Annotated in this window: 14 protein-coding genes; 10 read left to right on the plus strand and 4 right to left on the minus strand. The window is 62.0% G+C overall.

The features are described from left to right. The first annotated feature begins 223 nt into the window (after positions 1-223). The 4 genes from peaA to peaD all read left to right on the plus strand — a co-directional run bounded on the left by peaA (position 224) and on the right by peaD (position 4,784). Positions 224-1,804 carry a quinohemoprotein amine dehydrogenase subunit alpha gene (peaA, locus tag IB246_RS20120; RefSeq protein WP_008039923.1) on the plus strand — a complete coding sequence of 527 codons (1,581 nt, stop codon included), beginning with the start codon at positions 224-226 and terminating at the stop codon, positions 1,802-1,804. Positions 1,805-1,884: 80 nt separating this feature from the next. Further along, positions 1,885-3,315 carry a quinohemoprotein amine dehydrogenase maturation protein gene (gene peaB / locus IB246_RS20125; protein ID WP_008027964.1) on the plus strand — a complete coding sequence of 477 codons (1,431 nt, stop codon included), beginning with the start codon at positions 1,885-1,887 and terminating at the stop codon, positions 3,313-3,315. Between the two features lies 1 nt (position 3,316). Next, complete coding sequence (gene qhpC, locus IB246_RS20130; RefSeq protein WP_008027961.1) at positions 3,317-3,640, plus strand: quinohemoprotein amine dehydrogenase subunit gamma; 324 nt, start codon at positions 3,317-3,319, stop codon at positions 3,638-3,640. A gap of 25 nt (positions 3,641-3,665) precedes the next feature. Then, positions 3,666-4,784, plus strand: a complete 1,119-nt coding sequence (gene peaD / locus IB246_RS20135; protein ID WP_008039931.1) for a quinohemoprotein amine dehydrogenase subunit beta — start codon at positions 3,666-3,668, stop codon at positions 4,782-4,784. A gap of 113 nt (positions 4,785-4,897) precedes the next feature. On the opposite strand, the gene IB246_RS20140 is transcribed toward peaD, so the two are convergent. Both IB246_RS20140 and IB246_RS20145 read right to left on the minus strand, forming a co-directional pair. Then, positions 4,898-5,299, minus strand: coding sequence for a lysozyme inhibitor LprI family protein (locus IB246_RS20140; RefSeq protein WP_008039939.1), 402 nt, complete (start codon positions 5,297-5,299; stop codon positions 4,898-4,900). A 48-nt stretch (positions 5,300-5,347) separates the two neighbouring features. Then, positions 5,348-6,271 carry an ADP-ribosylglycohydrolase family protein gene (locus IB246_RS20145; RefSeq protein ID WP_008039941.1) on the minus strand — a complete coding sequence of 308 codons (924 nt, stop codon included), beginning with the start codon at positions 6,269-6,271 and terminating at the stop codon, positions 5,348-5,350. 198 nt (positions 6,272-6,469) lie between these two features. Here IB246_RS20145 and IB246_RS20150 point away from each other — a divergent pair, with 198 nt between their 5' ends. Further along, positions 6,470-6,958, plus strand: a complete 489-nt coding sequence (locus tag IB246_RS20150) for an SRPBCC family protein (RefSeq protein ID WP_008039944.1) — start codon at positions 6,470-6,472, stop codon at positions 6,956-6,958. A 481-nt stretch (positions 6,959-7,439) separates the two neighbouring features. Here the strand turns inward: IB246_RS20150 and inhA are convergent, their stop codons facing one another. Continuing rightward, positions 7,440-8,123, minus strand: coding sequence for an isonitrile hydratase (gene inhA / locus IB246_RS20155; protein ID WP_008039947.1), 684 nt, complete (start codon positions 8,121-8,123; stop codon positions 7,440-7,442). A 90-nt stretch (positions 8,124-8,213) separates the two neighbouring features. Here inhA and IB246_RS20160 point away from each other — a divergent pair, with 90 nt between their 5' ends. Further along, positions 8,214-9,206 carry a GlxA family transcriptional regulator gene (locus tag IB246_RS20160; RefSeq protein ID WP_008039949.1) on the plus strand — a complete coding sequence of 331 codons (993 nt, stop codon included), beginning with the start codon at positions 8,214-8,216 and terminating at the stop codon, positions 9,204-9,206. On the opposite strand, the gene IB246_RS20165 is transcribed toward IB246_RS20160, so the two are convergent. Beyond that, entirely contained in the window at positions 9,182-9,571 is a 390-nt protein-coding gene (locus IB246_RS20165; RefSeq protein ID WP_008027948.1) for a hypothetical protein, read from the minus strand. The two genes, IB246_RS20160 and IB246_RS20165, sit on opposite strands and share 25 nt — an antisense overlap. A 334-nt stretch (positions 9,572-9,905) precedes the next feature. Here IB246_RS20165 and IB246_RS20170 point away from each other — a divergent pair, with 334 nt between their 5' ends. The 4 genes from IB246_RS20170 (at position 9,906) to IB246_RS20185 (ending at position 22,607) form a co-directional block, all read left to right on the plus strand. Further along, positions 9,906-11,078 (plus strand): MFS transporter, encoded by a 1,173-nt coding sequence (locus IB246_RS20170; protein ID WP_008039951.1) that lies wholly within the window; start codon positions 9,906-9,908, stop codon positions 11,076-11,078. A gap of 184 nt (positions 11,079-11,262) precedes the next feature. Beyond that, positions 11,263-11,997: a thioesterase II family protein gene (locus IB246_RS20175; RefSeq protein ID WP_008032305.1), complete on the plus strand. Its 735-nt coding sequence runs from the start codon at positions 11,263-11,265 to the stop codon at positions 11,995-11,997. A gap of 254 nt (positions 11,998-12,251) precedes the next feature. Then, complete coding sequence (locus IB246_RS20180) at positions 12,252-21,494, plus strand: non-ribosomal peptide synthetase (RefSeq protein WP_008039953.1); 9,243 nt, start codon at positions 12,252-12,254, stop codon at positions 21,492-21,494. Positions 21,495-21,548: 54 nt separating this feature from the next. Continuing rightward, on the plus strand, positions 21,549-22,607 hold the full coding sequence (locus IB246_RS20185) for a TauD/TfdA family dioxygenase (RefSeq protein WP_008032309.1): 1,059 nt from the start codon (positions 21,549-21,551) through the stop codon (positions 22,605-22,607). Positions 22,608-22,617: the final 10 nt, after the last annotated feature.

Genomic DNA, 22,617 nt, shown 5'->3' on the forward strand with positions numbered 1-22,617 from the left:
CTGTCGCGATATTAGACGCACGCGCTCTCGATCAAGCATGGCCAATCGCATTCAACTTCACGCAAACGCTTGATAAAAAAGGTAATCGGCAAGCTGGCACGCTCCGTGTATTGCTCATCGCAGACGTTTCTCTTGCCTCCGTCTGCGGTGCGCCGCCGGCGGCAGAAACCATAAAAACGATAAGCCACAAAAATAAGAAAGCACCGTGCGAGGTTCGACGTTGATGAAGAGAAAACTCCGATCAGGCCTGAGCGTCAGTCTGCTGGCCGTGGCCGCGTGTGTGGCGCTGCATTCGCCTGACAGCCTGGCAGCCCGCGACGCCCAGACCATCCTCAAGGAAACCTGTCAGGGCTGTCACACCCCTGAAGCCGAAAACACCCTGAGCCGCATCAGCCACCAGCGCAAAACCCCGGAAGGCTGGCTGATGAGCATCGCCCGGATGCAGACCATGCATGGTTTGCAGATCAGCGATGACGACCGCCGTACCCTGGTCAAATACCTGGCCGACACCCAGGGCCTGGCGCCGAGCGAGACGGACGGCGTGCGTTACGCGCTGGAGCGTCGACTCAATACCGTCGAGAAGTTCGACGACCAGACCAGCCAGATGTGCGGTCGTTGCCACTCCGGTGCGCGGGTCGCCTTGCAACGGCGTCCGGCCCAGGAATGGGAACGCCTGGTGAATTTCCACCTCGGTCAATGGCCGTCCCTCGAATACCAGGCATTGGCCCGCGACCGCGACTGGTTCGACATTGCCCGCAAAGACATGGTGCCGCTGTTGGCCAAGCGGTATCCGCTGGACAACCCGGCCTGGAAAAAATGGCTGAGCGCAGCACCCAAAGCCGAAGCGTTTGCCGGTGACTGGAGCTTCAGCGGCCACTTGCCGGGCAAAGGTGAACTGGCCGGTGTAATGAGCGTGACCGCCGCTGGCGACGACACCTTCAAGGTCAGCGTCAAAGGCCAATACGCCGACGGCACGCCGTTCAATGGCGACGGCAGCGCGATTCTCTACACCGGCTACGAATGGCGCGGCAACGTGACCATCGACGGCGTGACCATGCGCCAGGTGTTCGCCGCCCAAGGCAATGCGATGCAAGGCCGGATGTTCGAGGCCGAGCACGATGAACGGGGTCTGGACTTCGTCGCGGCCAAGCAAGGCAGCAGTCGTTTGCTCGCGGTGCAGCCGGGTTACCTCAAGGCCGGCAGCGTGTCAGAAGTGACCCTGATCGGCAGCGGTCTCAGCGGTAAGCCGAGCTTCGGCAAAGGTGTGGAAGTGGTCGAAGTGCTGGAGCAAAGTCCGCAGCGTATGCGCGTCAAGCTCAAGGCAGCCGCCAATGCCCAGCCGGGGCTGCGCAACGTCACCGTCGGCACGCTGAAAGGCCCGACCCTGTCGGTCTACAGCAAAATCGCCGAAGTCAAAGTCGTGCCCGAGTTCTCGGTGGCGCGGATCGGCGAGGGCGGTGGTTCGACGCCGAAAGTCCAGGGCCGTTTTGACGCCGAAGCCTGGGGCAAGGGCGCTGACGGCAAACCGTATCGCATCGGCGTGTTCCCGGCGCAATGGAAAGTCGAAGCCTTCGACGACCGCGCCAAGGAAGACGAAGACGTCAAGTTCGCCGGCACCATGCAGGCTGACAGCGGCGTGTTCACACCGGGCGATGCCGGGCCGAACCCGCAACGCAAAATGTCCACCAACAATGCCGGCAACCTCAAGGTGATCGCCGCCGTCGACGACGCAGGGAAATCCCTGACCGGCGAGGGCCACATGATCGTCACCGTGCAACGCTGGAACAATCCACCCATTCCATGAGTTGGCTGACCGTTAACCGTTTCAGACACTTTTTGGAATGACCGCAGGCCTCGTGAAGGAGGTCTGCACAGGAGGTTGCAATGGGCGCTATTTTGAATCTGGTCGAGCGGAATCTGCACGAAGTGCACGTCGACGCCGACCGCATGCTGTTCCACATTCCCAGCAGTTCGCTGTTCGCCAGCGATGAGCTGACGGGCACCATCATCGACACCTTGCGCGGTCCAGGCTGTTCGTCGGACGACCTGATCCAGCGCCTGGCCGCACGTTTCAACGGCGAAGAAATCACCGAGACCCTGCGCGAACTGATCTCGCTGGAACTGGTCAGCGACGGCTCGCCGCTGACCCCGGACATCGGCACCAAACGGGTCGAGCGCACCGCGATCAATACCGTGGTGCTCAACGTCAACACCGGCTGCAACCTGAGCTGCACCTACTGCTACAAGGAAGACCTCGACAAGCCGTCGGCGGGCAAGAAAATGGACGTTGAAACGGCCATCGCTTCAGTGGAAATGCTGCTGCGCGAATCCCCGGATGAAGAGCGTTTCACCGTGGTGTTCTTCGGCGGCGAACCGTTGAGCAATCGCAAGCTGATCGAGTACATGGTCGATTACTGTGAGAAGCGTTTTCGCGAAGCCGGCAAGTTTGTCGAGTTCGTGATGACCACCAACGCCACGCTGCTCACCGAAGAAACCGTGGACTACCTCAACGCCCACCGTTTCGGGCTCTCCGTCAGTATCGACGGGCCGAAAACCGTGCACGACCGCAACCGCATCACCGTGGGCGGGCAGGGCACGTACGACGTGGTGCGGCGCAAGGCCGAGATGCTGCTGTCGCGGTACAACAGCCGTCCGGTTGGCGCGCGAGTGACGTTGACCACCGGCGTCACCGACGTCGAAACCATCTGGGATCACTTGTTCAACGAGCTGGGGTTTGCCGAAGTCGGCTTTGCTCCGGTGACTTCCGGCGACATCAGCAGCTTCAACCTCACCAGCGATGAACTGGTGCAGGTGTTCGCCAACATGAAGGCGCTCGGTCGGCGTTATCTGGAAGCGGCGCTGGAGCACCGCAACATCGGCTTCTCCAACCTTCACCAGTTGATCACCGACATCCACGAAGGCCACAAAAAAGCCCTGCCGTGTGGCGCGGGCCTGAAGATGCTGGCGGTGGATCACAAGGGCGAACTGAACCTGTGCCACCGCTTCACCGGCTCGTCCTTGCCGACCTTCGGCAACGTGCACAGCGGGGTGAAACAGGTGGAGTTGAATGACTTCCTGTCCCAGCGTCTCGACCGTACCAACACCGGCTGCGAAGACTGCCAGATCCGCAACCTCTGCTCCGGTGGCTGCTACCACGAGAGTTACGCCCGTTACGGCGACCCGACCCACCCGACCTATCACTACTGCGAACTGATGCGTGACTGGGTGGACTTCGGCATCGAGGTCTACACCCGGATCATGGCCAACAACCCTGCGTTTATCAGCAGCTACATCACTCCGCGCAAGGCTCACTGATATGAAACATCTCAAGGCAATCAATAACAAAGCGTTGAAACTCGATGAAGCCGCGGCCGAAAACCGTATCGAAGAAGTGGTGGCGATGAGCTCTGTCGCGGGCTGCGCCTCGACCACCGACCCGGGCTGGGAAATCGATGCGTTTGGCGGTGTGTCGTCGCTGTGCCAGCCGATGGAAGCCGACCTTTACGGCTGCTCCGACCCTTGCTGGTGGCCGGCCCAGGTGCCGGACATGATGAGCACCTACCCGGACTGGAACAAGGATGCCCAGGCGTCCAACGACAACTGGCGCAACCTTGGCACTGTCTTCCCTAAAGACAAGTGATCGGACAGACAAGAAGGATTCCAGCATGCCTAGCATCAAAGCCTGCGGCCTGGCCGCGTTTGCCGTCCTGAGCACCTGTTCGCTCACTGTTCTGGCCGATGAAAACACTGCTCTGCAAGACGGTCACGAGTACATGTTGACCACCAATTACCCGAACAACCTGCACGTGATCGACCTGGCCACGGACACGCTGTTCAAGACCTGCAAGATGCCCGACGCCTTTGGTCCGGGCACCGTCCAGTTGTCGCCGGACCGCAAGACCGCCTACGTGCTGAACAATCACTACGCGGATGTCTACGGCGTCGAACTGGACAGCTGCAAACAGGTGTTCCACGCCAGCATCACCCAAAAGCCGGGGGAGAAAGCGAAGTCGATGTTCGCCTTCACCCTCAGTCATGACGGCAAGGAGCTGTTCACCGTTGCCAACCCGACGTTGATGCTCAATGACCGCTACGAAGTTCAGCAGCCACGACTGGATGTCTACGCCACCGACGCCGGCATGGATGCCAAACCCGTGCGCAGCTTCCCGGCGCCACGGCAGCTGACCATCATGCAGAGTGGCGATGACGGCACGCTGTATGTCGCCGGGGCGGACGTCTACAAGGTCGATGTGAAAACCGGAAAATTCGATGTGCTGATCCCCAGTCGTCACTGGAAACGGGCGAACTACAGCGCACCGGACGTGCTCTACGTGTGGAACCAGCAGACCTATCGCCATGACTTCTCGCTGCTCTACACCGCGGCAAAGTTCAAGGACAAGAAGCAGGATCCGTTGACCGCCGAGTACCTGTACGGGCTGTTCAGCATCGACCTGAAAACCGGCAAGACCGAAACCACCGACTTCGGCCCGCTGACGGAAATCTACTTCAGCGGCATGCGCTCGCCGAAGGACCCGAACCTGATGTTCGGCGTGCTCAATCGCCTGGCGAAGTACGACATCAAGGAAAAGAAAATGCTCCAGGCGGCGACGCTGGATCATTCCTACTACTGCATTTCCTTCAACAAGGACGGCAGCAAGATTTACCTGGCGGGGACGTTCAACGATGTGGCGATTTTTGATGCCGACAGCCTGAAACAGGTGGGCAGCATCAAGTTGCCGGGTGGGGATATGGCGATTACCACGGCGCAGATATTTGTCCGGTAATCGCGGCGTTTGAAAGGACGCCTTCGCGGGCAAGCCTCGCTCCTACGGGTTTCGGTGATTCCTTGTAGGAGCGAGGCTTGCCCGCGAAGAGGCCATGGAAAACGCTAGAGAACTTACTGCCCCGGCACCGGGCAACTCAAATCCCCCTCCTGGCACTTCAAGTAAGTTTTGAAAGCCTCCACCCGAGCCTTGGTCAGGTCCGTGATGCAATTGCTGTAAATCAACGGATAAACACTCCCGCCCTCAACCCCGGACGCCGAAAACCTGCACTCGGCATCCCGGAACCCGATCCATGCCCGTTGCGCGCCAATCAACTGCTTCTTGCTCTCGGGGCTGTCCTTCAAGCGCGCGTTGATCTGCTGGTAAAGCGCATTCAACTCCTTGTCCGCCGCCTTGTTCTGCTGCGCCGCGCATTGATTCATCGTGGCCTGGTCGGTGGCGTTGTCGCAATCGACGGCATGGGCAACGGTGGTGAACAGCAACGGCGTCAGCGCCAGGAGCACGCGTGGGTTCATGGGAAACTCGCTGTGACAGGAAAAGAAGAGGTGCAGTGTAGCGAAGCCTCATTCACTTGCGGTGTCAGCGCCGGAAGCCTTGAGCAATTGATCCGCGCAAGCCTCGATGTCTTCGCGCAGGTATAACTTCGCCAGCCAACGTTCGGGAATGGCCTGGACACCGTAGAAAGCCCCGGCCAACTGACCGACGATGGCGGCGGTGGTATCGGCGTCATCGCCCAGGTTGGCGGCCGTCAGGATGGCGGCTTCGAAGCTGTCGGTGTGATGAAAACACCACAGCGCGGCTTCCAGCGAGGCGACGCAGTAACCGCTGCCACGGATAGCGCTTTCAGGTTTGTCGAAATAATCGCCGCGTGCGATGGCGGCGACTTTTGGCTCCAGGAAGGTCGTGGCCGGCAAGCGGAGTAAATCCGCTTTGGCCGCGCCCTGTAACGCGTGACCTATCAGCTCGGCGAGCAATTGGCAGCACTCAACGGCTTCAGGCGCGGCGTGGGTCGTGCGGGAACTGTTTGCGGAAAACGCCCTGATCCGGTCGCGGTCGGGGAAGAAATACAAAACCACCGGCACCAGCCGCATCAACGAGCCATTTCCCGCCGTGTAGGGATCGGTTGAGCCCGCGAAGGGTTCGCCGGTTTGCTGATACCGGGCCAAAGCCTCGCTCACCGTCATGCCGATGTCGAAGCATTCCCCGGTCGAACTCATGTAACCCCGTTGCCACCAATTGAGGTAGCGGCCCATCTGGTCGGCGGCATCGAAGCCGTTTTTGCTCAGCAGGCTTTCGGCCAGGCACAACGCCATTGAGGTGTCATCGGTCCATTGCCCGGGTTTCAGGTTGAATGGGCCGCCGCCCACCATGTCGGTCAGGGGCCTGAACGAGCCGCGTGGCTGAAACTCGACCGTGGTGCCGACGGCATCACCGCAGGCCAGGCCCAGCAGGGCGCCGCGATAACGTTCCATGAGTGAGGGCTGCATGAATCTTCCTTGTCCGGTCAATGTCGTCCCTGCAAACGGTAGCAGCTCCCGCCTGATGACTCTTGTTCGCAGCGCCGAACTTTGGCCCGGATGTGCGGCCGAATATTTCAGGCAGGTTGATTGAGAGGCCCGATTGGTACAACTTTAGGGTTGGACTTGTGGTCACACAGGCCTACTGTTCAGTACAGGAGGTGACTTATGAACCCAGCATCAGATCGCATCGAAAGGAAGATCCTGCTTAAAGCCCCGCGCTCGCAGGTCTGGCGTGTGCTGGCCCATGCCGAAGCGTTCGGGCAATGGTTTGGCGTGGCATTGGAAGGCAAGCGTTTTGTCGCCGGTGAGTGGACTCAGGGGCAGGTCACGTACCCCGGTTATGAGCACGTTTTGTGGAATGTGCTGGTGGAGCGGGTCGAGCCGGAGCGAGTGTTTTCGTTTCGCTGGCACCCCTACGCGGTGCGCGCGGATGTCGACTATTCCCAGGAACCCACCACGCTGGTGAAGTTCGAGCTGGAGGACCACCCTGAAGGTACGTTGCTCAAGGTGTCCGAGTCCGGTTTCGATCACATCCCCCAGACACGCCGCGAAAAGGCTTTCCGCATGGACAGCCGGGGCTGGGAGGAACAGATGAACAACATTGAACAGTTTTTGGCTGAAACCGCCAAAGCCCGGGTGAGACAGGAAGAATGATCACCATGGCGCAGACCCTACCCGTCGTAGCTCCGCTGCAGGCCGCGAAACTCGCGGCTTGAGCGCTCGATACCTGAGGCGTCTAAGGGTTTTCGGAAGGGCTGGTATAGCGAATGTCTTACACGCGATGGTAGCTATGTCTTCTATTGCACATTGGATCCGATGCGTAATCTAGCCACATCAACTGAAGCACAGGAAGCGCTTCAGGATCACGGATGATCGACCATCAGCAAGGATTCGCTACCGACAGGGAGTCGACAATGGTCTTGGGAAAAACCCGCCTCTGGCGGGTTTTTTTTCGCCCGTAGAAAAGTGATTCGGCCATCACACACATCAACTGTAGGAGCCGGCTTGCTGGCGATGGCGTGTGTTCAGGCGATAAATCTGTTGACTGACCCACCGCTATCGCCAGCAAGCCGGCTCCTACAATTCATCCCCGTCGTACACAGAGTGTGAGCGAACCTGAGCCCGCATTGATTACCTACAAGCCGAGATTTGCTGCGGCCCGTTCAGTGATCAGCGTCCGCTGCTGCAACGATGGCGCCGTACGCCGATGAGCCTCTGCCAAAACACTCTGAGGCGCTGATTCCGGGCTGCCAGATTCAAACGGCGGCGCCGGCGCGTACTCCAGCTGCAACTGCACCAATTGCGCCGTGTCCTTATCGAACAATTCAGCCGCCAGGGTCAGGGCAAAGTCGATCCCGGCGGTGATCCCGCCACCGGTCAGCAGATTGCCATCGCGCACCACCCGATCCTTCACCGGGATTGCACCCAAGGGTCCAAGCAACTCGTGATACGCCCAGTGAGTCGTGGCGCGCTTACCCTTGAGCAAACCTGCCGCGCCGAGTACCAGCGCGCCGGTGCACACCGAGGTGACATACCGCGCATTGACCGCCTGCGTCTTGATGAACGCCAACGTCTGCTCATCCTCCATCAACGGCCCGACACCGCTGCCGCCGGGAACGCAGATCACATCCAGCGCCGGGCAATCATCGAAAGTGGTGGTGGGCTTGAGCACCAGGCCGGTGCTCGCGGTGACCGGCATCAGGTCTTTCCAGATCAAATGCACCTTCACGTCCGGCAGCGAGGCGAGCACGTCGTAAGGGCCGGTCAGGTCCAGTTGCTGAACCTGCGGGAACAACAGAAAACCGATCTGCAACGTCATGGTGTTTTTCTCGTGAAGTGGGTGGACGGCTTCACTGTAGGCTCGTAGGATTTGGCGTATACGCCAATTACCCCACGAATTACGCCAAGCATGCCCAAGACTATCCATGTGCTCGCCTTCACCAACGTGCAACTGCTCGACGTCACCGGGCCGCTGCAGGTATTCGCCTCGGCCAATGACATTGCCCGCCAGAAAGGCTTGCCGCCGCCTTACGCGCCGACGGTGATTGCCAGCGGCGGCGGGGCGGTGACGTCGTCGGCGGGCTTGGCGCTGGTGACGGAACCGTTGCCCGGGCAGGGCAGCGACACCCTGATCATTGCCGGCGGCTGGGGCGTTTATGCGGCGGCTGAGGATGAGGCGCTGGTGGCTTGGGTGCGTGAGCATGCGGCGGGGTGTCGGCGGGTGTCATCGGTGTGCACCGGGGCATTTTTGCTGGCGGCCAGCGGTTGGCTCGATGGCCGGCGGGTGGTCACTCACTGGACCCGTTGCGAGCAGTTGGCGCAAAAACACCCGCGCTTGCGTGTCGAACCCAATCCAATCTTTATCAATGACGGCCCGGTCTGGACCTCGGCCGGCGTCACTGCCGGCATCGACCTCGCGCTGGCCATGGTCGAAGAGGACCTCGGTCGCACCATGGCGCTGGAAGTGGCGCAGCAGTTGGTGGTGTTTTTGAAGCGTCCGGGCGGTCAATCACAGTTCAGCGTGACCCTGTCGTTGCAAAAGGAAGGCAACCGCTTCGACGATCTTCACGCCTGGATCAGCGAAAACCTCACCATGGACCTGGGCGTTCCGACCCTCGCCTTGCAGGCTGGCATGAGCGAACGCAGCTTCGTCCGTCACTACCGCGCCGACACCGGCCAGACGCCCGCGCGGGCCATCGAACTGATTCGGGTCGAAACGGCGCGGCGGTTACTCAGCGATACCGGCGTGCCGATCAAACGGGTCGCGGTGCAGTGCGGGTTTGGCAGCGAAGAGACGTTGCGGCGCAGCTTCCTGCGGGCGATGGGCGTGACGCCGCAAGCCTATCGGGAGCGGTTTTCAGTGAGTTCCGAGGCAGATCAGACTTCCGTTTCCATGACCTGATTGAAGTACTTCGCCCGATCCGGCGTAAACGTCACCACCATTCCGGTTCGCGAGCAGGTCAATGCCCGCTCTTCAGCCAGGTCAACGTCCAGGTCTTCCCCGCGCAAACCTTGCCACTGGGCGAGGTATTTGAGGGATCCGTACTTTTCGAGTTTCTTCAGGCTGCGGCTGACGCCCCCTTTCCAGCCCAGCACCGGCAGTTCACCGGCCAGGCATTGTTGGGCCATTTCGGGAAAACGGGCGGCGCGTTGGCGGCCGATTTCCCAGCATTTGATCAGGCCTTTGTCGGGGCCTTCCCACAGTTCATCGCGGTTCAGGCCGGATCGGAGTGGGGTGTCGATGCTGCGATAGATGCGCTGGCTCATTCTGTTTCCTTGAATTCGGGTTTTGTTGGACAGCTCCGCTGTACCCGTTGAGGAGGGATGTTAGGTGGGGATGTAATGAGTGGCAACAAACGATTTTCCGGGGGCGGTGCGGTTTTGTTTAGTGCTTGTAGGTGTGTGGGCCACAGAGCCTTAGTGTTTTAGCAGGCGGACCGAGTTAACGTTCATCGCCAGCAAGCCGGCTCCTACAATTGATCGCGTTTCACTGTAGGAGCCGGCTTGCCGGCGATGGGGCCTTCACATTCAACCAACAATTACCCGCTTTCCCCTCAACCAGCCTTATGGCAACTTGCAGGCCCTTGTCGAGAGCCGAGCCATGGCCAACCCCTACCGCGAACTGTTCAAAGCCCCGGGCAGCCGAGCCTTTGTGCTGGCCGGGATGATCGCGCGCATGCCGATTTCCATGACCGGCATCGGCCTGATCACCATGCTCTCGCAGCTGCAAGGCGGCTACGGATTGGCCGGTGCTGTGGCGGCGACGTTTGCCTTGGCCACGGCGTTTTGCGCGCCGCAGGTTTCGCGGCTGGTGGACCGTTTCGGGCAGCGTCGGATTTTGCCGGTGTCGGCACTGATCGGTGGCGGCGCGTTGTTGCTGGTGTTGTTGTGCACGCGTTTGCAGGCACCGCAATGGACACTGTTTGTGTTTGCCGCGCTGGCCGGTTGCATGCCGAGCATGTCGGCGATGGTGCGGGCGCGCTGGACCGAGGTCTATCGCGGCCAGCCGCAACTGCAAACCGCGTACGCTCTGGAGTCGGTGCTCGACGAAGTCTGTTTTATTGTCGGGCCGCCGCTGTCGGTAGGCTTGTGCGTGGTGGTGTTCCCCGAAGCGGGGCCATTGGCGGCCCTGCTGATGCTGGCGATTGGCGTCACGGCGTTCGTTCTGCAACGGGACACCGAACCGGCGATACATCCCCATGAAGAACACCATCAGGGCTCGATCATTCGTTCCAGCGAGATTCAGTTGCTGATGTTGTTGATGGTCGCCATGGGCACCATTGTCGGCGTGGTGGATGTGGTCAGCGTGGCCTTCGCCCAGCATCAAGGGCAACCGGCGGCGGCGAGCATTGTGTTGTCGGTGTATGCCATCGGTTCATGCCTGGCCGGTTTGGCGTTCGGCGCGTTGCGCTCGAAAGTGCCGCTGCCGCGACTGTTTCTGTACGGCGGGGTGGCGACGGCGGTGACTACGTTGCCGTTGCTGCTGGCGACCAATATTGTCGGATTGGCGCTGGCCGTGTTCGTCGCGGGTCTGTCTTTTGCGCCGACGCTGATTGTCGCCATGGCATTGGTGGAACGCATCGTGCCGCCGGCCAAACTCACCGAAGGCCTGACCTGGCTGGTGACGGGGATGAGCATCGGCGTGGCGATTGGCGCGGCCAGCTCGGGTTGGCTGGTGGATGCGTTTGGCGCGCGCAGCGGGTTTTGGGTGGCGATTGCGGCGGGGGCGGTGGTGCTTGGTTCCGCGGTCCCAACCTATCGCCACCTTAGGTAAGTATTCATTCAGTGACTTCTCGCTGTCTTCTTCGCGGGCAAGTCGGATCGCCGCCCGCTCGCTCCCACAGGCTTCAGTGCGTCCTGTAGGAGCGAGGCTTGCCCGCGAAGGCGTCATCACCGTCGACTAATTCCCTGCGGCGCTCGTCCGTTCTCTTAGCAGACAACTTTTCGAGGTAAGCCCGGTGACCCAGCTGACATTGCTGTGCCTGCCCTATTCAGGCGCGAGCGCCATGGTTTACAGCCGCTGGCGGCGCAAGCTGCCGGAGTGGCTCAAGCTGCAGCCGGTGGAACTGCCGGGCCGTGGCGCTCGGTTCGGCGAACCGTTGCACACCGACATGCGGCGCCTGGCGCTGCAACTCGCCCAGGAACAGAAAGCCACGCTCAAGGCGCCGTACGCGCTGTTCGGCCACAGTCTCGGCGCGTTGCTGGCCTGTGAAATGGCCCATGCCTTGCGCTCGCTGGGTTGCCCGGAACCAGTGGCGCTGTTCGCCTCGGGCACCGCTGCGCCGACGATGCGGGCTGATTACGATCAGGGTTTCGCCGATCCGAAAACCGATGCCGAGCTGATCGAGCAACTGCGCACCCTCAATGGCACCAGCGAAGAAGTGCTGGCCAATGAAGAACTGATGAGTCTGACACTGCCGATCCTGCGCGCGGACTTCCTGCTGTGCGGCCGTTTCGAGCCGATCCAGCGTCCGCTGCTGAAATGCCCGGTGCACGTGCTCGGCGGCAAAGAGGATCGCGCAACCACCGAACAGCTGATCGGCTGGAGCAAGGAAACCCACGGCAGTTTTTCCGTGGACATGCTGGCCGGCGGTCACTTCTTCATCCATGAGCACGAAGCCAAGGTGCTGCGCGTGATCAAGGACCAGCTCGACGTTCACCATCGTCGGCACGCCATGGCAGCCACTGCTTAATACAATCTCAAAATCACCTATCCCCCTGTGGGAGCGAGCCTGCTCGCGATTGCGGTGGTTCAGTCAACATCAATGTTGAATGATCGACCGCAATCGCGAGCAGGCTCGCTCCCACAATGATTTTTGGCGGTCCACAGACCTCGATCCATCTCCCCGCTGACACTTATTCTCATTCGCTAATTTTTCCGGTCTGCATTCGTTTTATAGGGACGACGTGCCTTTGTGCTTCCCGCCACTGATCCGGATGCTTAGAAATGAATGCTGATGACTCCTTGAAACTTGCTCGCCGGTTTATCGGGTTGCCCCTGGAAAAGCGCCAGATGTTCCTTGCGGCCTTGCAAAAGGAAGGCATTGATTTCGCCCGGTTCCCCATTCCTGCCGGCGTCGAGGCCGAGGATCGCCAGGCGCTGTCGTATGCCCAGCAACGCATGTGGTTTCTCTGGCAACTGGACGCGCAAAGTGGCGCCTACAACCTGCCGGGCGCGGTGCGTTTGACTGGTGCGTTGAACCTGTCGGCGCTGGAACAAGCCTTCGTCAGCCTCGTGGAGCGTCACGAAACCCTGCGCACGGTGTTCCAGCGCCAGGCCGACGACACCTTGCTGCAAGTGCCGGCCAGCGCGCCGCTGATCATCAAGCACGTGGACTTCAGCGCCTTGCCGGAAACGGAGCGCGAACGTGCCGTCGCCCAAGCGGCCGAACAGCAATCCGTACTGCCTTTCGATCTGTCCATCGGCCCGCTGCTGCGGGTGACCTTGCTCAAACTCGCCGAGCAGGAACACGTCCTGCTGCTGACCCTGCACCACATCGTCTCCGATGGCTGGTCGATGAACGTGCTGATCGACGAGTTCATCCGCTGCTACGACGCCTTCGAGGCCGGTGCACAACCGCAACTCGCGCCGCTGCCGATCCAGTACAGCGACTACGCCTTGTGGCAACGCCGCTGGCTGGAGGCGGGCGAGCAAGCGCGCCAACTCGATTACTGGCAAGCGCAACTCGGCGATGAGCACCCGGTGCTGGAGTTGCCCACCGACCACTCGCGCCCGGCGATGCCGAGCTATCGCGGCACGCGCTACGAATTCGCCGTCGACACGCAACTGGCCGAGCAACTGCGCGCCACCGCGCAGAAACACAACATCACCCTGTTCATGCTGTTGCTCGGGGCGTTCAACGCATTGTTGCATCGCTACACCGGACAGACCGACATCCGTGTCGGGGTGCCGATTGCCAACCGCAACCGAGCGGAAATCGAAGGCCTGATCGGCTTCTTCGTCAACACCCAAGTGCTGCGCACCCGGCTCGATGGCCACACCCGCGTTGACGATCTGCTGCGTGCCATCAAGGAGACTGCGCTCGGTGCCCAGGCCCATCAGGATTTGCCGTTCGAGCGTCTGGTCGAAGCGCTGAAACTGGAGCGCAGCCTCAGCCACACGCCGCTGTTCCAGGTGATGTACAACCACCAGACGCAGGTCGCGGACATGTCCAGCATCAGCACCGCCTCCGGCCTGGTGCTGGGCACGATCGAGTGGGAAGGGCGCACCACGCAGTTCGACCTGACCCTCGACACCTATGAAAAGAGCGGCAAGCTGCACGCCGCGCTGACCTACGCCAGCGACCTGTTCGACGCACCGACCATCGCGCGTATGGCGCAGCACTGGACGCGGCTGTTGCAGGCGATGGTGATCGACACACATCAACGGGTCGGCGAGCTGCCGATGCTGGCGGCGGATGAACAACAGGTGCTGGTGCATGACTGGAACCGCACCGCCGAAACTTATCCCGTCGAGCAATGCATTCATGAACTGATCCACGCCCAGGCCTTGCGCACACCCGAGGCGCCGGCGCTGGTGTTTGGCGACCGTCAGCTGACTTATGCACAGCTCGATGCGCGCACCAGTCAATTGGCGCATTACCTGCGCGAGCAGGGTGTCGGTCCCGATGTGCTGGTGGGGATCGCCGTCGAGCGTTCGCTGGAAATGGTCATTGGCCTGTTGGCGATTCTCAAGGCCGGCGGTGCTTACGTGCCGCTCGATCCGGAATACCCGGCGGAACGCCTGGCCTACATGATCGAAGACAGTGCGATTGGCGTGTTGCTGACCCAGAGCGCCCTGGCTGGCACGCTGCCGACCGAAGGCATCAAGGTCATCGCACTGGATCAGGACGAGGACTGGCTGGCCGGTTACAGCGAAAATTGCCCGCCGGTGTCGGTAAATCCGCTGAACCTGGCCTATGTGATTTACACCTCCGGTTCCACCGGCAAACCCAAGGGCGCCGGCAACAGCCATGCGGCGCTGGTCAACCGTTTGTGCTGGATGCAACAGGCGTACGGGCTGGACGGCAGCGACTCGGTGTTGCAGAAAACCCCGTTCAGCTTCGACGTCTCGGTCTGGGAGTTCTTCTGGCCGTTGATGACCGGTGCCCGTCTGGTGGTGGCACCGCCGGGCGCGCATCGCGAGCCGGCGCGGTTGATCGGCCTCATCGGCGAGTTCGGCATCAGCACCTTGCACTTCGTGCCGTCGATGCTTCAGGCGTTTATCCACGAACCGGGCGTAGAAGCCTGCACCAGCCTCAAACGCATCGCGTGCAGCGGTGAAGCCCTGCCGCTGGATGCCCAGCTTCAAGTGTTCGCCAAGCTGCCGGGCGCCGGGTTGTTCAACTTGTACGGGCCGACCGAAGCGGCCATCGACGTGACCCACTGGACGTGCGTTGACGAGGGCGCCGACAGCGTGCCCATCGGCCGGCCGATTGCCAACCTGCGCACCCACGTTCTGGACGCGCAGTTGCTGCCGGTGCCGGCAGGCGTGGCGGGGGAGTTGTACCTGGGCGGCGCCGGCCTGGCGCGCAGTTATCACCGGCGTCCGGGGCTGACGGCCGAGCGGTTTGTGCCGTGCCCGTTCCATGACGGCGCACGCCTGTACCGCACCGGCGACCGCGTGCGCCAGCGTGCCGACGGGGTGATCGAGTACCTCGGTCGCCTCGACCATCAAGTGAAACTGCGCGGCCTGCGTATCGAGCTCGGGGAAATCGAAACCCGATTGATGCAGCATCCGCTGGTGCGCGAGGGGGTGGTCCTGGTGCAGGGCGGCAAACATCTGGTGGCGTACCTGGTGCTGGAAAACGCCGAGGCGCAGTGGCCGGAAACCCTCAAGGGCTGGCTGCTCAATAGCCTGCCGGAATACATGGTGCCCACTTACCTGATGCCGCTGGATGCATTGCCAGTTACCGCCAACGGCAAACTGGACCGCAAGGCCCTGCCGCAACCGGACGCGGCGCCACAACAGGCGTTCGTCGCGCCGCAAGATGCGATGCAGATGGCATTGGCGCAGATCTGGCAGGACGTACTGGGCCTGGAGCGTGTGGGCCTCGAAGACAACTTCTTCGAACTGGGCGGTGATTCGATCATCTCCATTCAAGTGGTCAGCCGCGCCCGTCAGGCCGGTATCCGTCTCAGCCCGCGCGACCTGTTTCAGTACCAGACCGTGCGCAGCCTGGCGCTGGTGGCGACGTTCGACAACCGCAGTGCCATCGACCAAGGACCGGTCAGCGGCGAAGTGCAGCTGACCCCGGCGCAACACTACTTCTTCGAACAGGCCATCGCGCAACCGCAACACTGGAACCAGTCCTTGCTGTTGACGCCGCGCGAGGCGCTGAACCCGCAAGCACTGGAAGCCGCGCTGGTTGCGCTGATTAACCATCACGATGCCTTGCGCCTGCGGTTTGCCGCGAGTGTCGATGGCTGGCAGCAGTCTCATGGACCACAGGTCGAAACGGCCGGATTGTGGCAGCGTCACGCGGCGTCGACCGAGGCGTTGACGGACTTGTGCGATGAAGCACAACGCAGCCTCAATCTGGCCGATGGGCCGTTGCTGCGCGCGCTGCTGGTCAGCCTCGACGATGGCTCGCAACGCCTGCTGCTGGCGGTCCACCATCTGGCGGTGGACGGCGTGTCCTGGCGGGTGCTGCTCGAAGACCTGCAGCAGGCCTACGCGCAATTGGCGGGTGGCAGCGCCGCGACGTTGCCGGACAAAACCAGCGCTTATCAACACTGGGCCAAACACCTGCAAGCGCATGCTCGCACGCTGGATCAGCAACTGCCGTACTGGCAGGCACAACACGCCGATGCCCGCGACCTGCCGTGTGAAAATCCGCTGGGCAGCTTGCAGCATCGCCACGGCCACAAAATCGAATCGAAGCTCGACGCCGGGTTGACGCGGCAGTTGTTGCAAACGGCGCCGGCGGCCTATCGCACTCAGGTCAACGACCTGCTGTTGACCGCACTGGCGCGGGTGATCTGCCGCTGGACCGGGCACAACTCGACGCTGATCCAGCTCGAAGGCCATGGCCGTGAAGACCTGTTCGACGAGCTCGACCTGACGCGCACCGTGGGCTGGTTCACCAGCCTGTTCCCGGTGCGCCTGCAACCTCACGCGCAAACGGCGAACACGATCAAGGCGATCAAGGAACAACTGCGCGCCATCCCCGACAAAGGCCTGGGATACGGCCTGCTGCGTTACCTCGGCGAACCGGCCCAGCGTGAAGCGTTGCAAGGGTTGCCGGCGCCATGCATCACCTTCAACTACCTTGGCCAGTTCGACCGCCAGTTCGATGAAGACGCGCTGTTTGTACCCGCAGCGGAAAGCGGCGGTCAGGCCCAGGGTGACGATGCGCCTCTGGCCAACTGGCTGACGCTGGAAAGCCAGGTCTATGGCGGTCAACTCTCGCTGCAATGGGGTTTCAGTCGCGACATGTTCGCCGACAGCACCGTTCAAAAACTGGCCGACGCCTACACCGAAGAACTCACCGCACTGATCGAACACTGCTGCGTCACGCCGGCGGGCCAGGTCACGCCGTCGGACTTCCCGCTGGCACGGATCAATCAGGCGCAGCTGGACGCCTTGCCCGTCGCAGCCCCGGCCATCGAAGACATTTATCCGTTGACGCCGATGCAGCAGGGCATGCTGTTCCACACCTTGTATGAGCCGCAGGCCGAGGCCTATATCAACCAACTGCGCCTGGATATTCAGGGGCTGGAACTGGCGGCCTTCGGTCGGGCGTGGCAGGCGGCGATCAACCGTCACGACATTCTGCGCAGCAGCTTCCACTGGTTGGGCCTGGAAGCTGCGCATCAGGTGATTCATCGCCAGATCGACCTGCAATTGCAGGTGATCGAAGCGGCCGATATCGACCTCGATGCACTGGCCGCCGAGGAGCGCAGCCGTGGTTTCGAACTCAGTGCCGCGCCGCTGTTCCGCCTGATGCTGGTGCGCCAGAGCAGCGACGCCTGGCATCTGATCTACACCAGTCATCACATCCTCATGGACGGTTGGAGCAACGCGCAGTTGCTCGGCGAGGTGATTCAGCATTACGCCGGGCAAACACTGGCCAAACCTTTGGGGCAATACCGCGACTACCTCGGCTGGATTCAGCAGCAGCCACCGGCGGCGGGCGAACAGTTCTGGAAACAGGCGCTGGCCGCACTCGAAACGCCGACTTTATTGGCGCAAGCCTTGCCGACGCCGGTCGAAGGGCGCGGCATGGGCGAGCATCACCTGACGCTTGAAAGCGCCGCGATGCAGCGTCTGGCTGAGTTTGCCCGGCAGCAGAAAATCACCCTCAACACCTTGTTGCAGGGCGCGTGGGGCCTGCTGTTGCAGCGCTACACCGGCCAATCGTGCGTGGCCTTCGGCGCGACGATTGCCGGGCGATCCGCACCGTTGCCGGGCATCGAGCAACAGTTGGGTCTGTTCATCAACACCTTGCCGATCATCGACGCGCCGTCGTCCGCGCATCCGGTCAGCCAATGGCTTAATGAGTTGCAAGCGCTGAACCTGAGCCTGCGTGAGTTCGAGCATGTGCCGCTCTACGACATTCAGGGCTGGGCCGGGCAGCAGGGCAACGCGCTGTTCGACAGCTTGCTGGTGTTCGAAAACTTCCCGGTGGCCGAAGCGCTGAAGCAAGGTGCACCGGCGGGACTGACCTTCGGCGCATTGCGCAATCACGAAATCACCAGCTACCCGCTGACCCTCGGCATCGAAGTCGGCGCCAGCCTGCGTCTGGAATTCAGTTTCGACCGGGCCTTGTTCAGCGCTGCGCAGATCGAGCGTTTGAGTGCGAACCTGCTGCATGTGCTGGAGCAGTTTGTTGCGCAGCCGCAGCAAGTGCTGGGCGCCGTCAGTCTGTTGGATGCGAAGCAAAAAGCACAGGTACTGCTGGGATCGCGTCCCGCCGCGCCGCTGCTGGACAGTCCGCTGTTGGCGCATCAGCGTTTCGAGCAGCAAGCGGCCCGCACGCCCGATGCATGGGCCGTAATTGCCGGCGACGAGCGACTGACTTATGCACAGCTCAACGCCCAGGCCAACCAGCTCGCCCATCGCCTGCGCGAACACGGTGTGGCGCCGGGACAACGGGTCGGCCTGTCGGTGCGGCGCAATGCGCAGATGATCGTCAGCCTCATGGCCATCCTCAAGTCCGGTGCCGGTTACGTGCCGCTGGACCCGGACTACCCGGCCGAACGCCTGGCCTACATGATCGAAGACAGCGGCATGGACCTGCTGCTGGCGCAACCGGAGTTGCTGAACGATGTCGCGCTGCCCGAAGGCTTGCCGCGCCTGGCGCTGACGACGGCGTCGCTGGCCGGCTATTCCACGGCCAACCCGGTCAACCTCGCCTGTGCCGAAGACCTCGCGTACCTGATTTACACCTCCGGTTCCACCGGGCGGCCGAAAGGCGTGTGCCTGGCCCATGCCGCGCTGCGCGAGTTTTGCGTGATTGCGGCGGACTATTCGCAACTCAGCGCCGACGACCGCGTGCTGCAATTCGCCACGTTCAGCTTCGACGGCTTTGTCGAGCAGTGCTACCCGCCACTTTGCGTGGGTGCGGCGCTGGTGTTGCGCGGCGATGAGCTGTGGGACACCGACACCTTGTACCGACAGATCATCGAACAGGGCGTGACCCTGGCGGACTTGCCAGCGGCCTATTGGTATTTGCTGGCCCAGGAATGGGCCGCGCAGCCTCAGCGCGACAAAGGTCGGTTGCGGCAGGTTCATGTCGGTGGCGAAGCCATGTCGCTGGAGGGCCTGAAGCTCTGGCATGCCGCCGGTCTCGGCGACGTACGCCTGCTCAACACCTATGGGCCGACCGAAGCCACGGTGGTTTCCAGCACCCACCTGTGCACCCTGGCCGACACGCAAAACCTGATCGGCGTGCCGATTGGCCGCGCCTTGCCCGGCCGGGCGTTGTACGTGCTGGACACCGAAGGCCATCTGCTGCCAACCGGTTGCGTGGGCGAGTTGTGCATCGGCGGTGACGCCGGCATTGCCCAGCACTATCACCAGCGTCCGGGGCTGAGCGCCGAACGCTTTATTGCCGATCCGTTTTCCACCACGCCCGGCGCACGCTTGTACCGCAGCGGCGACCTGGCGCGGTATCGCGAGGACGGCGCGCTGGAGTACCTGGGTCGCATCGACCATCAGGTGAAAATTCGCGGTTTCCGCGTTGAACTCGGTGAACTGGAAGCGCACCTGCAAGGCTTGCCGATGATCAGCGAAGCCGCAGTGCTGGTGCACGAAGGCGTCGGTGGCAAGCAACTGATCGGTTATGTGGTGCCGGTGTTGCCGAACGCCGATTCCCGTCAACTCACCGAAACCGTGCGCCAGGTTTTGGGTGAGCGTCTGCCGGACTACATGCTCCCGGCGCAACTGGTGGTGATGAGCGCATTGCCGCTCAACCGCAACGGCAAACTCGACCGCGCGGCGCTGCCCGCACCCGAAGTCTGGGAAGCCGTGGCCGGCACCGCACCGCAAGGTGAGCTGGAAATCGAGCTGGCGCAGATCTGGCAGCAGGTATTGCAAGTTGCCCGTGTCGATCGCGAAAACAGCTTCTTCGAATTGGGCGGCCATTCGTTGCTGGCCACGCAGATCGTCTCGCAGATTCGTCAGCGCCTGGGCCTGTCGGTGAGTTTGCGCAGCCTGTTCGAGCACCCGCGCCTGCAGGATTTCGCGGCGCAGGTGCAAGGCCTGCGGCACGCCGCCAATGTCTGCGAACGCCCGGCGCTGGTGGCGGACCACTCCGGCGAACGCCAGCCGTTGTCCTTTGCCCAGCAGCGGTTGTGGTTCCTGTGGAACCTCGAACCCGACAGCTCGATGTACAACATGCCCGGCGCCTTGCGGTTGCGCGGCGCGTTGAACCTGTCGGCGTTGCAGCAAACCTTCGAAACCCTGGTGCAACGCCACGCCGTGTTGCGCACCACGTTCTATGAGGAAGACAGCCAGGCCTGGCAGCGGGTACACGCCGAACTGCCGCTGGATTTCGCCATCAGCGACCTGCGGCATTTGCCGGCCCCGGACGTCGAAGCCGCGCAGTTGGCCCGTGAAGAAGTCGCCCGGTCGTTCGATCTGCGCAACGGGCCTTTGCTGCGGGTGCGGGTGTTGCAGGTTGCGGATCAGGAGCATGTGCTGCTGCTGACGGTGCACCACATCGCGGCGGATGACTGGTCGTTCCGGATTCTGATCAATGAATTCGTCACGCTGTACCCGACTCTCAACCGGGGTGGTGTCGCGCAGTTGCCGGAGCACAGCGTGCAATACGCAGACTTCGCCAAATGGCAGCGTCAGTGGCTGGAGCAGGGCGGCGAGCTGCAACGTCAGCTCGATTACTGGCAGGCGCGCCTCGGCCAGCCGCAAGCCGTGCTGGAGCTGCCGGGCGACGGCGATCAGCGTCAGGCGCAGGAAGGCGCCAGCCAACATTTCACCTTGAATTCGACCTTGAGTCAGCAGTTGCGCGACTTCGCCCAACAGCGTGGATTGTCGCTGTTCATGGTGCTATTGGCCGGCTTTACCCTGGTGTTGCGTCAGCGCACCGAGGTCAGCCGCGTGCGCATCGGCACCGATATCGCCAACCGAAATCAAGTTGAGCTTGAACAAATGGTCGGCTTCTTCGTTAACCAATTAGTGCTGCAAGTGGAGGTCGATGCCGACCAGGCTGCCGGGCAACTTTTGCAAGCCTGTCGCCGTGCGGTTCTGGAGGCTTCGGACCATCAGGACCTGCCGTTCGAGCGATTGGTGGAAGCGTTGCGCTTGCCTCGTCGGGCCGGGCGTTCGCCGTTGTTCGACATCAAGTTGATCTATCAGGAAGGCGTCGGTCGCTTGCCCTCCATGGACGGCTTGTTGGTCGAGGACTTCCCGTCGGGTCGGCAAGCTGCCGAGATCGGCATGGTCGCTGCGTTCTACAACGAGGCCGAACACATTCACCTGAGTTTCGAAACACCCGCCGGGCAGTACTTGCCGAGCACGCTGCAAAGCCTGTTCGAACAAATCGAGGCGGTACTGCAAGCGTTGTTGCGCGCCGACGAGCTGACGGTCAGCGATCTGCTGGAACTGGCCACCGAGGTGCAGCGCCGTGCCGATGCGCGATTGAACGAGCAGCGCAAGGCGTTGCTGGGCGGGCCCATGGCGATCAAGCGTCGTCGCGGCACGCCGGCAACGCAAGGCGCGGCGGACTGATTCATTGCGGCGGTGCCAACCGGGCGCCGCCGTCATCATTTTCTGGAGGGGTTTATGACTGTTTCAACCACCAAGTCCATTCCCAAAATCGGCCGCGGTGCGCGCAAGAGCCTGTCCACCGACCCGACCCGGCTGGTGAGTTTTGCGCCGATGTTCGACGGCGCCAGCATGCCGCTGGTGTGCCGCCCGGCAGTGCCTGGTGTGAGCCTGGTGGAATGGGCGACGGAGAATCGCGCCCTGATCGAAAGCAAGCTGCTTGATCACGCGGTGATTCTGTTCCGTGGCTTCCAGGTGGCCGACATCGCCGAATTCAATCGCTGTGTGGCGGCGATTTCCGACGGCGCCCTGGAGTACCTGTTCCGCGCCTCGCCACGGACCCAGATCACCGGTCAGTTCAAGATCTACAGCTCCACCGATTACCCGGCGGCGGAGAAAATCTTCCCGCACAACGAGCATTCCTATTCGCCGGTGTTCCCGCGTCACCTGTACTTCTACTGCGACACGCCCTCGACCACCGGCGGCGAAACCCCGTTCGGCGACACCCGCGAAATCCTCGCGCGAATCGACCCGGCCGTGCGCGAGGAGTTTCAGCGTAAACGCATCATGTACGTGCGCAACTACGGCGACGGCATGGGGCTGCCATGGCAAACCGTGTTCCAGAGCGAAGATCGCGGCGAAGTCGAAGCCTACTGCGCCAAGATCGGCATTCAGGCCGAGTGGAAGTCCGGCAATCGCCTGCGCACCCGGCAAAACGGCCCGGCCATCGTGCGCCATCCGCTGACGGGCGAGCGCATCTGGTTCAACCACGGCACCTTCTTCAACGCGCTGACCCTGCCGGACAGCATCCGCGACAACCTGCTGCGTGAATTCGGCCCGCTGGACCTGCCGCAAAACACCTTCTTCGGCGACGGCTCGGCCATCCCCGACGACGTGATCCGCCACCTGCAAGGCATCTACCGCGACGTGATGGTCGAGTTCGCCTGGGAGAAGGGCGACGTGGTCCTGCTGGACAACATCCTCAGCGTGCATGCGCGCAACGAATTCACTGGCTACAGAAAAATCCTCACGGCCATGGCCATCGCGCAGAAAAGCGCCGACCTGGATCAGGAATAAGGACCCTCGA

This window comes from Pseudomonas sp. PDM01 (assembly GCF_014852325.1).
GTDB lineage: Bacteria > Pseudomonadota > Gammaproteobacteria > Pseudomonadales > Pseudomonadaceae > Aquipseudomonas > Aquipseudomonas migulae.

What these genes read in the sequence shown, in the direction of transcription:
- IB246_RS20150 (WP_008039944.1), top strand. Translation starts at nt 6,470, where the DNA reads ATGAACCCAGCATCAGATCGCATCGAAAGGAAGATCCTGCTTAAAGCC.
- IB246_RS20160 (WP_008039949.1), top strand. Translation starts at nt 8,214, where the DNA reads ATGCCCAAGACTATCCATGTGCTCGCCTTCACCAACGTGCAACTGCTC.
- qhpC (WP_008027961.1), top strand. Translation starts at nt 3,317, where the DNA reads ATGAAACATCTCAAGGCAATCAATAACAAAGCGTTGAAACTCGATGAA.
- peaD (WP_008039931.1), top strand. Translation starts at nt 3,666, where the DNA reads ATGCCTAGCATCAAAGCCTGCGGCCTGGCCGCGTTTGCCGTCCTGAGC.
- IB246_RS20180 (WP_008039953.1), top strand. Translation starts at nt 12,252, where the DNA reads ATGAATGCTGATGACTCCTTGAAACTTGCTCGCCGGTTTATCGGGTTG.
- IB246_RS20170 (WP_008039951.1), top strand. Translation starts at nt 9,906, where the DNA reads ATGGCCAACCCCTACCGCGAACTGTTCAAAGCCCCGGGCAGCCGAGCC.
- inhA (WP_008039947.1), bottom strand. Translation starts at nt 8,123, where the DNA reads ATGACGTTGCAGATCGGTTTTCTGTTGTTCCCGCAGGTTCAGCAACTG.
- IB246_RS20145 (WP_008039941.1), bottom strand. Translation starts at nt 6,271, where the DNA reads ATGCAGCCCTCACTCATGGAACGTTATCGCGGCGCCCTGCTGGGCCTG.
- peaB (WP_008027964.1), top strand. Translation starts at nt 1,885, where the DNA reads ATGGGCGCTATTTTGAATCTGGTCGAGCGGAATCTGCACGAAGTGCAC.
- IB246_RS20185 (WP_008032309.1), top strand. Translation starts at nt 21,549, where the DNA reads ATGACTGTTTCAACCACCAAGTCCATTCCCAAAATCGGCCGCGGTGCG.
- peaA (WP_008039923.1), top strand. Translation starts at nt 224, where the DNA reads ATGAAGAGAAAACTCCGATCAGGCCTGAGCGTCAGTCTGCTGGCCGTG.
- IB246_RS20140 (WP_008039939.1), bottom strand. Translation starts at nt 5,299, where the DNA reads ATGAACCCACGCGTGCTCCTGGCGCTGACGCCGTTGCTGTTCACCACC.
- IB246_RS20165 (WP_008027948.1), bottom strand. Translation starts at nt 9,571, where the DNA reads ATGAGCCAGCGCATCTATCGCAGCATCGACACCCCACTCCGATCCGGC.